Here is a 14,912-nt window from a genome sequence, read left to right on the forward strand (position 1 = left end):
GGCCCATTCGTACTGCGAACGCCTGGATCGACGCTGGAAACGCTAATGACACGGGATAATACGCCAATATCCCATCTGTTAAATAATGAATTTAAAGAGTTTTTCAGTCGTGATAAAGTATGTATATACATATCATGTACCACAGTACAAAATCGACGGAGACCCCATGGCACGCGGCGGCATAAACAAAGCAGTAGTTCAAACGGCACGCCTGGCAATCCTCGCCCGCGGTGAAAACCCCAGCATCGATGCTGTACGCATCGAGATGGGCAATACCGGCTCGAAAACCACGATCCATCGTTATTTGAAGGAGCTGGACGAAAGCGAAACCCGGCAAACCATCATCGAAGCCCCCATCGACGACGAGCTGGGTGAATTGGTGGCGCGGCTCGCACAGCGCCTGAAGGAGAAGGCTCAGGAACCCATCGACCTCGCCCTGGCGCAGTTCGAACAGCAGAAAAGCGCCCTCCTCACTCAGCTTGAAACGCTGCAGGAAGCCCATCACCAACTGCAACAGCAGTTTGATATCCAGGCCGTCGCCCTCGCCGAGGAAAGCGCCGCCCTGCACACCGCCAGCACCAGCCTGCAAGCCGAGCAAACGCGTAACGCCGGGCTAAGCCAGGCATGCAGCGATTACGAACTGAGGATCAACGACAAGGACGAGCAGATTCGCTCCCTGGAAGACAAGCATCTCCACGCCCGCGATGCGCTTGAGCACTACCGCAATGCCGTCAAGGAGCAGCGTGAGCAGGAGCAGCGTCGCCATGAAGGCCAGTTGCAGCAGATACAGGCCGAACTGCGCCAGGCCCAGCAGAGTGCACTGGTGCGTCAGGATGAAATCACCCAGTTGCATCGAGACAACGAGCGCTTGTTGATCGAGCATCGGGTGACTGCCAAGGAGCTGAGCGCACTGCAGGAGCAGGTACGCAAAGACCAGGCGTTGCGGCTCGAATTGAACGAGAGGATCAACCAGGTCGACAGCGAGCGCACGCTGCTTCAGGAGCGCTTGCGGGTTGCGCTGCTGGAAAGCCAGTCACGAAAGGACGCGCTGACTGAACATCAACAGGCCAACAAGGCGCTGGAACTGGACCTGATCAAGGCCCAGGCCAGCATTGAAGCGTTGCGCCTGGCCGCCGTCGTTGCAACGACGCCAGAGGCAACGCCCGAGACCTGATCAGCCCGCCACAGGCGTGCGCATGGTGACGAACTCTTCCGCCGCCGTCGGATGCACGCCAATGGTCTCGTCGAAATGCTGCTTGGTCGCGCCAGCCTTGAGCGCAATCGCCAGGCCCTGGACGATTTCGCCAGCGTCGGGCCCGACCATGTGGCAGCCCAGCACTTTGTCGGTGTCGGCGTCGACCACCAGCTTCATCAGGGTCTTTTCCTGGCAGTCCGTCAGGGTCAGCTTCATGGGCCGGAAACGGCTTTCGAAGATCTGCACCTTGTGGCCGTTCTTCTTCGCCTCCTCTTCCGTGAGGCCCACCGTACCGATATTCGGCAGGCTGAAAACGGCCGTCGGGATCATCGCGTAATCCACCGCGCGGTATTGCTCGGGCTTGAACAGGCGACGCGCCACCGCCATGCCTTCGGCCAGGGCGACCGGGGTCAACTGCACGCGGCCGATCACATCACCGATGGCCAGGATCGACGGCTCGGCGGTCTGATACAGATCGTCCACACTGACAAAGCCACGCTCATCGAGTGTGACACCGGTGTTCTCCAGGCCCAGGTTGTCCAGCATCGGCCGGCGGCCGGTGGCGTAGAACACGCAATCGGCTTCAAGCACGCGACCGTCTTTCAAGGTGGCCTTGAGACTGCCATCGGCTTGCTTGTCGATGCGCTCGATATCGGCATTGAATTGCAGGTCGAGGCCGCGCTTGGTCAGCTCTTCCTGCAAATGCTTGCGCACCGCGCCATCGAACCCGCGCAGGAACAGGTCGCCGCGGTACAGCAACGAGGTCCGTGCGCCCAAGCCATGGAAAATGCCTGCGAACTCAACGGCGATATAACCACCGCCCACCACCAGTACACGCTTTGGCAGTTCTTTCAGGAAGAATGCTTCGTTAGAACCGATGGCGTGCTCACGCCCTGGAATCTCAGGGATCTGCGGCCAGCCGCCGGTGGCGATCAGGATATGTTTGGCGCTGAAGCGCTCGCCGTTTATTTCCACCTGATGGGGATCAACCAGACGCGCATGCCCTTCGTGCAGGGTCACGCCGCTGTTGACGAGTAAATTGCGGTAGATGCCGTTGAGACGGTTGATCTCGCGATCTTTGTTGGCGATCAGGGTCGCCCAGTCAAAGTTCGCCTCACCCAACGACCAGCCAAAACCGCTGGCCTGTTCGAAGTCTTCGGCAAAGTGCGCGCCGTACACCAACAGCTTCTTCGGCACGCAGCCCACATTCACACAGGTACCGCCCAGGTAGCGACTTTCCGCCACGGCCACCTTGGCGCCGAAGCCGGCGGCAAAGCGCGCCGCGCGAACACCGCCGGAACCGGCGCCAATTACATACAGGTCAAAATCGTAGGCCATTTCATTCTCCTCGGCAGGCCATCAGCATACCGACTTACATGGGACTGAAAAACGAAAAAGCCACCCGAAGGTGGCTTTCACTTGAAACAGATGAGCAACGCTAAAATCAGTAAGCCTTGCCAGTCTTGTAGAAGTGCTCGTAGCAGAAGTTGGTGGCTTCGATGTAGCCTTCAGCGCCGCCGCAGTCGAAACGCTGGCCTTTGAACTTGTAGGCAATCACGCAACCGTCTTTGGCTTGCTTGAGCAGGGCGTCGGTGATCTGGATCTCGCCGCCTTTGCCTGGCTCGGTTTCTTCGATCAGCTTGAAGATGTCCGGGGTCAGGATGTAACGGCCGATGATCGCCAGGTTCGACGGTGCATCTTCCGGCGCAGGTTTTTCGACCATGTCACGCACGCGGATCAGGCCATCACCAATGTCGTCACCGGCGATCACGCCGTACTTGTTGGTTTCTGTCGGGTTGACTTCCATCACCGCGACGATGGTGCAGCGGTATTTCTGGTAGAGCTTGACCATTTGGGTCAGCACGCCGTCGCCTTCCAGGTTCACGCACAGGTCATCGGCCAGTACCACGGCGAACGGTTCATCACCGATCAGCGGGCGACCGGTGAGAATGGCGTGGCCGAGGCCTTTCATCTGGGTCTGACGGGTGTAGGAGAACGAGCATTCGTCGAGCAGCTTGCGGATACCGACCAGGTATTTTTCTTTGTCGGTGCCCTTGATCTGGTTTTCCAGCTCATAGCTGATGTCGAAGTGGTCTTCCAGCGCGCGCTTGCCACGGCCGGTCACGATGGAGATTTCATTCAAGCCGGCATCCAGTGCCTCTTCGACGCCGTACTGAATCAGTGGCTTGTTCACCACCGGCAGCATCTCTTTGGGCATGGCTTTGGTCGCTGGCAGGAAGCGAGTGCCGTAACCGGCTGCTGGGAACAAGCATTTCTTGATCATATGAGTCCTTACAGAGGGCTGTGCGTACGGAATTCGGCGCAGTCTAATCAGGCCGCAGTCACCTTACAATGGGTCCTGCTGGCGCCGCGATGTCATCATAGAGAAAATATGTCGGCGTAAGTTCCGCTGATCTTTCAACAGGCAGACGGACCGGCGCCTGGGTGTTGATGTTTCCAGAGGCTGCACCCTTTGTAGCACGCTTTTCGGCACCGGGCACCGGGCTTGAATTACTTGGGCAAACCCCGCGTATTTGCGGCTATCATTGCACCCTTGAATCAGCTTACGAGATTGCTAATTAGATGTCAGAATCAAAAGGCGTAAACGGCTACCTGATCACCCAACGTGCGGACGGCTGGCACCTGATCAACTTCCATGGCGACAGCGTCGCAGGCGTTTTCGAGACCGAAAGCATGGCGATTGCGGTTGCCGAAGTGTTCGTCGATGAAGCAGGTCATGCGTCGAGCAAGCGGCCAAAAGGCAAATAAGCCGCGCTGCCTTGCATCAAAAGCCCCGCCAAGCGGGGCTTTTTTGTGTTTGGCTGTACCTAGATGGCAGTTCGCTATAATCTTCCGCCAACGCCCCACAATAGTGTCAGCGCTCCCCTCAACACCTTCGAAGACGACTCTCTATGAACAAAATCCTGGCACTCACTGCGGTATTGGCGCTGGCCGGCTGCACCACCACGTCGGACACTTATCTGAAAAATGGTGAACAAGGCCTGACCATCGACTGCTCGGGCGAAGCCAACTCATGGGCCAGCTGCTATGAGAAAGCCGACGCCTCCTGCGCGGGCACCGGCTACCGTATCGTCGGCACAGACGGCACCCCATCACTCAAGGAAAGCGAACAGACCCTGGGCAAGGACGTGGGCAATTTCAAAAGTCGCAGCGTAGTGGTGGTGTGCAAGTAAGCCGTAGCGCTACAGGTGAACCTCGGCGAACTTGATCCCCAGGCTGCGCAAGATGTCGATCAAGTCATCCAGGCGCGGAAATGACTCGACCTCATCCTGATCGTCCACCAGGAAGTAACTGCGGCCGTCATTCTTCTTGAAAAAGACGATCCACTCGCCCAGGTCGGCGGGGTTCTGGATGACGTGGGTCGCCGTGATCTGACCTTCAGCATGGCGGGCTTTGACGTGTTCTCGCTTCATAATGGGCGTTCCAGGCAGGGCATGCCGCTCAGACCCAGGGTTTGAGCGGCATTTTTGTAGGCGGTGACCGACAGTTTACCGGATGCCTTGCCCGATCAACACGCCGTCTACCGTCTGGCCATAGAGATTGACGCCATCATTGGCGTGAAACTTGATGCGAGTCTTCTCTATCGATCCCTCGACCAGCCTCGGATCCTGGGGGCGCTCGTGGCTGTTGATGTACGCCGCGACATCCCATGCCTGCTGATCGCTCAAGCTGCCGATCTTGCCCAGCGGCATGTTGTGCTTGATGAAGGACGCTGCCGTGTTGATCCGGTGCATGCCGGCGCCCCAATTGTAGGAATCCTTACCCCATAACGGCGGCATGACATAACCCTCGCCCACCTTCTGCCCCTGCCCTTCAGCGCCATGGCACACCGCGCATTGCCCGTTGTACACCTGCGCGCCCTGGGCCAGGTCGTAGCCTTTAGCCGGTTGCGCCACCTCGGGATAGCCGCGCCCGGGTAATTCAACCCCCAAGGGCGCTTTGCTGGAGAGCCAGTAGGCATACACCGACAGCGCGGTGATTTCGGGACTGTCCGCCGCCGGCGGAGTACCGCCGTTCATGCTGAACTGGAAGCAGCCCTGCAAGCGTTCGGCAAAGGTATTGACCTTGTCATTCTTCTTGCGATAAGCCGGGTACATCGGGTACGCACCCCACAATGGCGCCGAGTTGGCCATGCGGCCTTGATGCAGATGGCAGTTGCTGCAGTTGAGCCCGTTTCCTACAAACTGTGGTGCCAGGCGCTTGGTGTCGACGAACAAACCATACCCCTGCCTGACCAGCTTGCCGTAGGCATTGTCCGGCAGTTCGCTTTCCTGAGGGGGTAGAAAGGCAGGGGCATTGGGGTGCGCAGCGGCCTGCAATTGGGATTGGTCTTCCATGGCGATCGGCGTGGCATGGGCGGGCACTGCCATCAACATCCCCATCAACATGAGCGCCTTCATGGCTTGGCCTCCAGCGGTAATGAGGCGAAGTACTGGGCCACGCCCTGCACCTCATCCGGGGTCAGGGATTTAGCGATGTGCCCCATCAAATCATTGGGATCGTCGCGCCGTGTACCGTTCTGCCAGGCGCTCAATTGCGCGGCCAGGTACGCCGCCGGCTGGCCAGCCAACGGCGGGAATGCGTCTCCCACACCGACACCGGAAGGGCCGTGACAACTGACGCACGCGGGAATCTGCCGCTCCCATGCCCCTTGCAGGGCCAGTTTCTGTATCGGGTTGGCAGGCATTTCGCTGCGGGGCATCCTGGCGGTCAAAGGGGCTGGCATCGCGGCCACAGCCTCGCTTAGCGCGGCGATTTCGGCGTCAGTGAGCGCCTTTGCCAACGGCTGCATCACCGGATTACTTCGCGCCCCACTGGCAAAGTCCGACAATTGCCTGCGCACGTATTGTGCGGGCAATCCCGCCAACCTGGGGAAACCTGCCGCCGCAAGCCCCAGCCCATCGGCGCCATGACACGCCACACAGGGCATCGCGCCGGGCTGCGAACCGCCCTCGGTATAAATTGTGTTGCCGTCGAGCGCGTAGGCATTACCCAACAGCAGCCATAACGCGCTTCCCACCAGTGCTCGTTCCAGAGACATCATCACAGCTCCATCTTTATGGTTATAAGCTTAGGCATAAACTTCATAACCATACAGATGGTATGGGAATTGATCCGGCGTCACAACACCCTGAAACAGCCAAAAAAAAGCCCCACCCTGTAGGAGCGAAGGTGCTCGTGCCTACAGGGTGGGGCTTTTATCGGGTTCAGTGCGTGGGGATACGCCTTGGCTTAACCGGAAATGCAATCTTCCCCGGCTTTCTTCACATCGCCCGGCCGAATCGGCACGTTGGACATGCTTTCGTAGAGTTTAATGCTGCTGCCGCTGGAGCGGTCTTCGATTTCGAAGATCGCCGATGGATCGGCCGAGAACTTCTGCGGCACGATCACTTGAAAACCATCTTTATGGGGTTCGATCTGCGGTGGACGACGTGTCGCCTCCAATTTGCGCACTACACACGCAGCATATTCCTGCGGCTTTTTCCCGGAAATGACCACCAACGTAGGTGGGGTCTGCTTGATATCTGCAACCGAAGCACAGCCACCTATCGCCAAGGCCAGCACCAACACACTCCACTTCATACTAAAAACCTCCGATAAAGACCCTACGACAGCGGGCGCAGGAGATTTCTCCCGCCGATGTAGGATTTATCTCTGAAAACTCGGTAAATAACTGTTTTAAATTGTCGAAGTCGTCGACGACGACCCGATAATAAACGCGCTGGGGCTGATAAACTCCATCTTATCCTACGTATCGTTCTGATTTTTCAGAAAAAGCCCTTCTGGAGACACCCCATGAAATTTATCCATCAGCGTGAGCACCTCAACGAGGGAGACATTGTCGTCATCGAATGCTCGCAGACCTGTAATATTCGTCTCATGAGCGACGCGAATTTTCGCAGCTTCAAGAACGGCGGCCGCCATACCTACCACGGTGGGGCATTCGACACATTCCCGGCAAAAATCACTGCGCCCAGCACCGGTTTCTGGAACATTACCCTTGATGTGGTGACGCGCCGCGCCATCAGCGTTACCCGCAAGCCCGCGTTATCCCACAAGATTCGCATCGTTCGTCGCACCGGCACCAAGCTGAGCTGACCCGAACACCGCAAGGAAAAAAGCTGTGACCACCACGACCAAATACGTCATCAAGTACAAGCTCAACGGCGAACGTCGCTTCGAATTTGCCCAATTGACCAGCAATAGCGTTGGGGAAGCCAAACAAGCCCTGGCGAAAATCCACGAGGCAAGCGACGAAATTACTGACATAAACGTGAGCAAGGCGCTGTAAGCCATGCCGGGCCCTACTGCTGACCTGTTCGCCGATGACGCCTTGCAACAACCCGCAAGGCGCGAACAGATTGGCGAAGCGTCTTACGTTCTGGGGGCTACGCCCTGCCCTGGATTGAGCGTTTACTGCCTGAGCTGCGGCGTGTCCTGGCCCAATCGCCGTTTCGGCAAATGGTCACGCCCGGCGGCTTTACCATGTCGGCCGCGCTGAGCAGTTGCGGCGAGCTGGGCTGGACCACCGACACGTCCGGCTATCGCTACAGCCCGCTCGATCCGCGTAGCCAGCAACCTTGGCCGGCGATGCCCGACGCATTGCGCGAACTGGCGATATCGGCGGCAAACGCGGCGGGCTTCGCCGATTTCTCACCGGATGCCTGCCTGATCAACCGTTATGTGCCCGGCGCAAAAATGTCCCTGCACCAGGACAAGAACGAGCGGCGCTACGATGCACCGGTGGTCTCGGTGTCCCTCGGTCTGCCAGCGATTTTTCTGTTCGGTGGTCACCAGCGCAGCGACAAGGCGCAAAAGATTTCGCTGTTCCACGGTGATGTGGTGGTCTGGGGCGGCGTGGATCGCCTGCGCTACCACGGGGTGATGCCGGTCCGAGAAGGCGTGCACCCGATCATGGGGTCGCAACGCATCAACCTGACCTTTCGCACCGCCGGCTGATTTGACCGCAAGCTTCGCCCGTTAACCCGCTGCACAACGCACCGCCCCCGTCCAGTGAATAAAACAGACTGGCCGGGCGCCAGGGGGCCTGCTAAAACAGCGCAACGCCTTACTGAAGCTGGAGACGCACCCCATGAGCACCTGGCCAGACACGCGCATTATCGATCTGCTGGGCATCGAGCTGCCCATCATCCAGGCCCCGATGGCGGGAGCAACCACTACCGCCATGGTGATCGCCGCCTGTCAGGCCGGTGCGCTGGGGTCCATGCCTGCGGCGGCACTGAGCATCGAGCAACTGCGCGAAGCATTGACCGTCATTCGCCAGGCCGGCACCCGCCCTCTCAATGTCAACTTTTTCTGCCATCAGGCGCCTGAGGCGGATGAAGCGCGCGACCAACGCTGGAAAGCATTGCTGGAACCCTACTACCACGAACTGGGCGCCGATTTTGATGCGCCGACTCCGGTATCCAATCGTGCGCCCTTCAACGAAGCGGCATGTGAAGTGATTGAAACCTTCCGCCCTGAAGTCGTCAGTTTTCATTTTGGTCTGCCGGAAAAATCCTTGCTGGCCCGGGTAAAAGCCACCGGCGCCAAGGTGTTGTCATCGGCTACAACGGTGGAGGAAGCGGTCTGGCTGGAAGAAAACGGTTGTGACGCCGTGATTGCAATGGGCATTGAAGCCGGTGGGCACCGTGGGATGTTTCTCAGCGACGACCTCAACAGCCAGATCGGCTTGATGGCGCTGCTGCCGCAAATCGTCGACGCCGTCAGCGTGCCGGTGATCGCGGCCGGTGGTATCGCCGACTCGCGCGGGATAGTCGCGGCCTTTGCCTTGGGCGCCTCGGCGGTGCAGGTCGGCACGGCGTATCTGTTCACCCCAGAAGCCAGCGTCAGCGCTGCCCATCACCATGCGTTGCGACACGCCCAGGCCAGCGAAACAGCCCTCACCAATTTGTTCACCGGGCGTCCGGCGCGGGGCATTGTCAATCGGGTGATGCGTGAGCTGGGTGCGATCAACCCCGCTGCGCCGGCGTTTCCACGGGCCGGTGGCGCGTTGATGCCGCTCAAGGCCAAGGACGAAGCCGGCTTCAGCAACCTGTGGGCAGGCCAGGCCTTGCGTCTGGGTAATGAGCGCTCCACCTATGACCTGACCCGCCATCTGGCAGAGCACACCTTGGCCAAACTGCAATAGCAACCTTGGCGCCTTGAGCAACGCGGCACTGTACCGGCAGCAGGCAACCGCTATATATTCCCCTACATAGCGTTAATCGCCCGTATCCCTCAAGGAGTTGCTTCATGATGTTCCGCGCCTCACGCCTGGCCCCCCTGCTTGCCGCCTTTGCCTTGGGCTCGGCCCATGCCGATGAGGTGCAAGTCGCCGTGGCCGCCAACTTTACCGCGCCGATCCAGGCCATTGCCGCCGACTTCGAAAAAGACACCGGTCACACGCTGATCGCGGCCTACGGGGCGACCGGGCAGTTCTATACCCAGATCAAGAACGGCGCGCCGTTCGAAGTGTTCCTCAGTGCCGACGACACTACCCCGCAAAAACTCGAGGCCGAAGGCGATACCGTCAAGGGTTCGCGCTTTACCTACGCGGTCGGCACCTTGGCCCTGTGGTCGGCCAAAGAAGGCTACGTGAATGCCAATGGCGACGTGCTCAAACAGAATGCATTCAAGCACCTGTCCATTGCCAACCCTAAAGCCGCGCCCTACGGCCTGGCAGCCACCCAGGTGCTGGCCAGGGAAGGCTTGACCGACAAGGTCAAGGACAAGCTCGTCGAAGGCCAGAACATCACCCAGGCCTATCAATTCGTCTCCACGGGTAACGCCGAGTTGGGCTTTGTGGCGTTGTCGCAGATCTATAAGGACGGCAAGGTGTCCAGCGGCTCGGCGTGGATCGTGCCGTCGTCCTTGCATGACCCGATCAAACAAGACGCCGTAATTCTCAATAAAGGCAAGGACAGTGCTGCCGCCAAGGCACTGGTTGACTACCTGAAAGGGCCGAAGGCGGCTGCGGTGATCAAGTCCTACGGCTACGAGCTGTAAATGCCGCTGACGAGCGCCGATTTTTCCGCGATCTGGTTGACGGTCAAACTGGCGTCGCTGACCACTGTGATCCTGTTGGTGATCGGTACGCCGATTGCCCTGTGGCTGTCGCGCACCCGTTCCTGGTGGCGCGGCCCGGTGGGGGCCGTGGTGGCGTTGCCATTGGTGTTGCCGCCGACGGTCATCGGTTTTTACCTGCTGTTGTCCATGGGGCCCCATGGCTACTTCGGCCAGTTCACCCAATGGCTCGGCCTGGGCACCCTGACTTTCAGCTTCGCCGGGCTGGTGATAGGGTCGGTGATCTACTCCATGCCCTTCGTCGTGCAACCGCTGCAGAACGCCTTCTCAGCCGTCGGCACGCGCCCGCTGGAAGTGGCCGCGACCTTGCGCGCCGGTCCTTGGGACACTTTTTTCACAGTGATCCTGCCGCTGGCGCGCCCGGGCTTCATTACGGCGTCGATTCTCGGCTTCGCCCACACCGTCGGCGAGTTCGGCGTGGTGCTGATGATCGGCGGCAATATCCCGGACAAGACCCGGGTGGTTTCGGTGCAGATCTACGACCACGTCGAAGCCATGGAATATGCCCAGGCCCATTGGCTGGCCGGCGCGATGGTGGTGTTCGCGTTCCTCGTGCTGCTGGCGCTCTACTCCAGCCGTAAAAGCAACATGGGCTGGAGTTGAGCGCGATGATTGAAGTACGCCTGCACTTGAAATACTCCGGTTTCGCACTGGACGTGGAGCTGCAACTGCCCGGCCGTGGCGTGACCGCCCTCTACGGCCCATCGGGCTCCGGCAAAACCACCTGCCTGCGCTGTATCGCTGGCCTGGAGCGCGCCGAAGACGGATTTGTGCAGATCAACGATGAGGTCTGGCAAGACAGCCGTAGCGGGCGGTTCGTGGCGCCGCATAAACGCGCCTTGGGTTATGTCTTCCAGGAGGCGAGCCTGTTCCCTCATCTTTCGGTGCGGGCCAACCTGGCGTTCGGCCTCAAGCGCATCCCGCGTTTGCAGCGGCGTGTGGAGATGGCCCACGCCACTGAGTTGCTGGGCATCGCGCACCTGCTTGAGCGCAATCCGCAGCATCTGTCCGGCGGTGAGCGCCAGCGCGTCGGCATCGCCCGTGCGTTGCTCACCAGCCCCCGATTGCTGCTGATGGATGAGCCCCTGGCGGCCCTCGACAGCCAGCGCAAAAATGAAATCCTGCCCTATCTCGAACGCCTGCACGACGAACTGCATATCCCGGTGCTGTACGTCAGCCATGCCCAGGACGAAGTGGCGCGGCTGGCCGACCACCTTGTCCTGCTCGGCGACGGCAAGGTCCTGGCCAGCGGGCCCATCGGCGAAACCCTGGCGCGGCTCGATCTGCCCCTGGCACGGGGCGACGATGCCGGTGTGGTGGTCACGGGCAGCGTGATTGCCTACGACGATCACTATCAGTTGCTCACCCTGCAATTGCCCGATTGCCGGCTGCAGATACGCGTGGCCCACACGCCGATGGCCGTGGGTAAACAGCTGCGGGTAAAAATTCAGGCGCGGGACGTCAGCCTCAGCCACCAGGCGCAGGCACACAGCAGCATCCTCAATCGCCTGCCGGTGACGGTCATCCAGGACGTCGCCGCGGATAACAGCGCCCATGTACTGGTACGCCTGGATGCCGGTGGCACGCCGTTGCTGGCGCGCATCACGCGGTTCTCGCGGGATCAGCTACAAGTGCAGCAGGGCCAGGCGCTGTGGGCGCAAATCAAGGCGGTGGCGGTGCTGGCCTAAACCATTTGGCACGACCGCAAGGCGACGCGGTCAATCAGACATACCGGCCTGATCCATTGCCAAGGAACCTGCACCATGCCCGACTCTTCGCCGCCCGTCGCTCTGCCTCGCGACCTGCATTACGTTGACGACACCCAACCCGGCATCCGCCGCAAAAAACTGCGCGGCAAGTTTCAGTATTTCGGCCCCGACGGCGAGCGCATCACCGATGCCGATGAGATCAAGCGCCTGAATGCCCTGGCGGTACCGCCCGCCTACACCGATGTGTGGATCTGCGCCGACCCGCAGGGGCACCTGCAAGCCACCGGCCGCGACGCCCGTGGCCGCAAGCAGTACCGTTACCACACGCGTTGGCGCGAAGTGCGCGACAGCGACAAGTACGCGCGGCTGCAGGCATTCGGCAACGCCCTGCCCAAGTTGCGCAAACAGTTGGAAGCCCAGATCGCCGAACCCGGTTTCACCCGCGAAAAGGTGCTGGCCACGGTGGTGATGTTGCTCGATGCCACGCTGATCCGTGTCGGCAATACTCAGTACGCCCGTGACAATAAATCCTACGGCCTGACCACCCTGCGCAACCGCCATGTGGACATCAAGGGCAGCGAGATAAAATTCCAGTTTCGCGGCAAAAGCGGCGTGGAGCATCAGATCAGCGTCAAGGACCGGCGCCTGGCCAGCGTGGTCAAGCGGTGCATGGAGTTGCCGGGGCAGAACCTGTTCCAATACCTGGACGAGGACGGTCAGCGCCATACCGTCAGCTCCCAGGACGTCAATGCTTACCTGCATAGCCTGACCGGCGAAGATTTCACCGCCAAGGACTACCGCACCTGGGCCGGCACGGCCATGGCGCTGGCGGTGTTGCGCGAGTTGGCGTGGCAACCGGAGTCCGATGCCAAACGGCACGTGGTGACCATGGTCAAGGACGTCGCCCGGCAGTTGGGGAATACGCCGGCGGTGTGTCGCAAGTGCTATATCCACCCGGCGGTGCTGGAGCATTTCAGCCTGGGTGAGTTGTCGAAACTGCCCAAGCCACGGGTGCGCAAGGGGCTGAAAGCCGAAGAAGTCGCCCTGGCCATGTTCCTTGAGCAACTGGCCGCCGACTTGCCCGGGCAAGCCAAGGCGGGTTAGCCTCTGCCTCCCTTCTGACTCGCGGGACGATCGCCGACGTGAACAACTAAGCCTTCCAAAATGTATCTGCAACAAGCCCGCCTGGCGCGCTTGTTGGCCTGTTCGACATTTTCCTGGAGGTGCTGATGACTCACGTCAACCGGCTGCCCGTACTGGTTTCCCTGCAACATCTGTCTTTCCAGTTCGCCAATGGCGAAACCTTGCTGGAAGACCTCACCTTGTCCATCGACCACACGCCGACCGGCATTGTCGGCCGCAACGGGCGCGGTAAAAGTATCCTCGCGCAACTGATCGCCGGCATCCTGCAACCCTCCTCCGGTACGCTGAACGCACCGGCCCAGGTGGCTTACGTGCCCCAGACCGTGGTGGTGCGACCGGGTGCGACCGTCGCCGATATCACCGGCACCGCCCAGTGCCTGGCCGCCCTTGCACGCATGGCCCAGGGCACAGGCGTGGCCGGTGACCTGGAACGGATCGATGATCGCTGGGACCTCGCCGAACGCCTGCGCGTGGCCCTGCATACGGCGGGGCTGCCCTCGCTCAGCGCGACTTCCCGGGCCGACCGGCTCAGTGGTGGCCAATTGGCCAAGGTGGCGCTGATCGGCGCATTGTTAGCGGCGCCGCCGTTACTGATCCTCGACGAACCCAGCAACCACCTCGACAGCCTTGGGCGCGTTTGGCTGCTGCAGCAATTAGCGCAATGGCGCGGTGGCCTGGTGGTGGTCAGCCATGATCGCCAACTGCTCAACACCATGGGCCGGATCATCGAACTGTCGCCCCTGGGTGCGCAGGTGTATGGCGGCAACTACGATGCCTATCTTCAGCAACGCGACACACAACGGCAGGCGGCTAACGCGGCGTGGGAACACGCCCGCGAACAGCGCAGCCGCGAACGCCGACGCTTGCAAAAAGACCATGACAACCTGCAGCGCAATGCGGCGCGTGCACGCCAATATGCAGTGACCGCCAACGTCGACCGGTTTACCAAGGCGCGATGGAAAAGCGCGGCCACGCAAATCGTCAGCACCCTGGGCGGCGCCCATCATGATCACAAACACACCCTCGACGCGCAGGTGCGCCACGCCTATGAGCGCGTGGTGGATGAGACGCCGACCTTACTGGCCTTGCCGGGTGCGGCGGTGCCCAACGGCCGCCAGGTTCTGAGCCTGCAACAGGCACAGTTGCCTTGGCTGGATCCGCAGGCTCCTTCCACCTTTCTGACGCTTGACCTGACCGGCCCCATGCGGGTGGCCGTGCGCGGGCCCAACGGTTGCGGCAAATCCACCCTGCTCAAGCTGCTTGCCGGGCAATGGCAAGCGCTCAGTGGAACGTGCACGGTGGCGCTGCCCTGCGCGTATATCGACCAGCACCTGACGCTACTGGATGACCGGCGCACTGTCGTCGAACAGCTCAACCTGCTCGATACGCCGCTGGTCGAAGCCGAACTGCGCACGCGCCTGGCCTTGCTGCAACTGGATGCCTCGCGGGTGACCCAGCCGGCAGGCCGACTCAGCGGTGGCGAGCGGTTGAAAGCGGCGATGGCGATCGCTTTGTGGCGCGGGGTGCCGGCGCAACTGTTGCTGTTGGATGAGCCGACCAACCACCTCGACCTGGAGACGGTGATTGCCTTTGAACAGGCCTTGAAAGGTTTTACCGGGGCATTGCTGGTGGTGTCCCACGATGAAGCCTTCCTGCAGGCGACCGAGCCCAGCCATTACTTGAGCTGGCATAGCACGGGCTGGCGCCTGGAGTCGGTGTGAGGTGATTGCGCGCACACACAAAGCGCCCTAGGGTAG

The 14,912-nt window shown here is 60.5% G+C and carries 17 protein-coding genes and 1 pseudogene; 12 read left to right on the top strand and 6 right to left on the bottom strand.

Annotation, left to right across the window (positions count from 1 at the left end):
* The first annotated feature begins 166 nt into the window (after nucleotides 1–166).
* Nucleotides 167–1,174 (top strand): DNA-binding protein, encoded by a 1,008-nt coding sequence (locus tag C4J87_RS13110; protein ID WP_124367136.1) that lies wholly within the window; start codon nucleotides 167–169, stop codon nucleotides 1,172–1,174.
* Here the strand turns inward: C4J87_RS13110 and gorA are convergent, their stop codons facing one another.
* Together gorA and galU are read right to left on the bottom strand one after the other, a co-directional pair.
* Nucleotides 1,175–2,533, bottom strand: a complete 1,359-nt coding sequence (gene gorA / locus C4J87_RS13115; RefSeq protein ID WP_124367137.1) for a glutathione-disulfide reductase — start codon at nucleotides 2,531–2,533, stop codon at nucleotides 1,175–1,177. It abuts the gene before it with no gap.
* Between the two features lie 106 nt (nucleotides 2,534–2,639).
* The gene (gene galU, locus C4J87_RS13120; protein WP_003173830.1) at nucleotides 2,640–3,479 is read right to left on the bottom strand and encodes a UTP--glucose-1-phosphate uridylyltransferase GalU; all 840 of its coding nucleotides are present in this window, start codon (nucleotides 3,477–3,479) and stop codon (nucleotides 2,640–2,642) included.
* Nucleotides 3,480–3,778: 299 nt separating this feature from the next.
* Here galU and C4J87_RS13125 point away from each other — a divergent pair, with 299 nt between their 5' ends.
* Both C4J87_RS13125 and C4J87_RS13130 read left to right on the top strand, forming a co-directional pair.
* Nucleotides 3,779–3,964: a hypothetical protein gene (locus C4J87_RS13125; RefSeq protein WP_124367138.1), complete on the top strand. Its 186-nt coding sequence runs from the start codon at nucleotides 3,779–3,781 to the stop codon at nucleotides 3,962–3,964.
* A 143-nt stretch (nucleotides 3,965–4,107) separates the two neighbouring features.
* Entirely contained in the window at nucleotides 4,108–4,389 is a 282-nt protein-coding gene (locus tag C4J87_RS13130; RefSeq protein WP_124362970.1) for a hypothetical protein, read from the top strand.
* Nucleotides 4,390–4,398: 9 nt separating this feature from the next.
* Here C4J87_RS13130 and C4J87_RS13135 read toward each other — a convergent pair whose 3' ends face one another.
* The 4 genes from C4J87_RS13135 to C4J87_RS13150 form a co-directional block, all read right to left on the bottom strand.
* Nucleotides 4,399–4,629, bottom strand: a complete 231-nt coding sequence (locus tag C4J87_RS13135) for a hypothetical protein (RefSeq protein WP_124367139.1) — start codon at nucleotides 4,627–4,629, stop codon at nucleotides 4,399–4,401.
* Nucleotides 4,630–4,704: 75 nt separating this feature from the next.
* A complete protein-coding gene (locus tag C4J87_RS13140; RefSeq protein WP_124367140.1) occupies nucleotides 4,705–5,616 on the bottom strand; it encodes a c-type cytochrome in 912 nt (303 codons plus the stop codon).
* Nucleotides 5,613–6,260 (bottom strand): c-type cytochrome, encoded by a 648-nt coding sequence (locus C4J87_RS13145; protein ID WP_124367141.1) that lies wholly within the window; start codon nucleotides 6,258–6,260, stop codon nucleotides 5,613–5,615. Before C4J87_RS13145 ends, C4J87_RS13140 begins: the two co-directional genes overlap by 4 nt.
* Before the next feature lie 188 nt (nucleotides 6,261–6,448).
* Nucleotides 6,449–6,799, bottom strand: coding sequence for a hypothetical protein (locus C4J87_RS13150; protein WP_034119649.1), 351 nt, complete (start codon nucleotides 6,797–6,799; stop codon nucleotides 6,449–6,451).
* Between the two features lie 213 nt (nucleotides 6,800–7,012).
* On the opposite strand from C4J87_RS13150, the gene C4J87_RS13155 reads away from it, so the two are divergent.
* The 9 genes and pseudogenes from C4J87_RS13155 (at nucleotide 7,013) to C4J87_RS13190 (ending at nucleotide 14,876) form a co-directional block, all read left to right on the top strand.
* Entirely contained in the window at nucleotides 7,013–7,315 is a 303-nt protein-coding gene (locus tag C4J87_RS13155; protein ID WP_124362975.1) for a DUF1883 domain-containing protein, read from the top strand.
* 25 nt (nucleotides 7,316–7,340) lie between these two features.
* Nucleotides 7,341–7,508, top strand: a complete 168-nt coding sequence (locus C4J87_RS26130; protein WP_164487660.1) for a hypothetical protein — start codon at nucleotides 7,341–7,343, stop codon at nucleotides 7,506–7,508.
* Between the two features lie 3 nt (nucleotides 7,509–7,511).
* A pseudogene (alkB, locus tag C4J87_RS13160) lies at nucleotides 7,512–8,176 on the top strand (DNA oxidative demethylase AlkB).
* 133 nt (nucleotides 8,177–8,309) lie between these two features.
* Nucleotides 8,310–9,368: a nitronate monooxygenase family protein gene (locus tag C4J87_RS13165; RefSeq protein ID WP_124367142.1), complete on the top strand. Its 1,059-nt coding sequence runs from the start codon at nucleotides 8,310–8,312 to the stop codon at nucleotides 9,366–9,368.
* Between the two features lie 104 nt (nucleotides 9,369–9,472).
* On the top strand, nucleotides 9,473–10,225 hold the full coding sequence (gene modA / locus C4J87_RS13170; protein ID WP_124367143.1) for a molybdate ABC transporter substrate-binding protein: 753 nt from the start codon (nucleotides 9,473–9,475) through the stop codon (nucleotides 10,223–10,225).
* Entirely contained in the window at nucleotides 10,226–10,906 is a 681-nt protein-coding gene (modB, locus tag C4J87_RS13175; protein ID WP_124367144.1) for a molybdate ABC transporter permease subunit, read from the top strand.
* A gap of 5 nt (nucleotides 10,907–10,911) precedes the next feature.
* A complete protein-coding gene (modC, locus tag C4J87_RS13180) occupies nucleotides 10,912–11,991 on the top strand; it encodes a molybdenum ABC transporter ATP-binding protein (RefSeq protein WP_124367145.1) in 1,080 nt (359 codons plus the stop codon).
* A gap of 75 nt (nucleotides 11,992–12,066) precedes the next feature.
* A complete protein-coding gene (locus tag C4J87_RS13185) occupies nucleotides 12,067–13,116 on the top strand; it encodes a DNA topoisomerase IB (protein WP_124367146.1) in 1,050 nt (349 codons plus the stop codon).
* A gap of 125 nt (nucleotides 13,117–13,241) precedes the next feature.
* Complete coding sequence (locus C4J87_RS13190; RefSeq protein WP_124367147.1) at nucleotides 13,242–14,876, top strand: ATP-binding cassette domain-containing protein; 1,635 nt, start codon at nucleotides 13,242–13,244, stop codon at nucleotides 14,874–14,876.
* The last annotated feature ends 36 nt before the right edge of the window (nucleotides 14,877–14,912 follow it).

This window comes from Pseudomonas sp. R1-43-08 (genome assembly GCF_003852255.1).
Taxonomy (GTDB): Bacteria; Pseudomonadota; Gammaproteobacteria; order Pseudomonadales; family Pseudomonadaceae; genus Aquipseudomonas.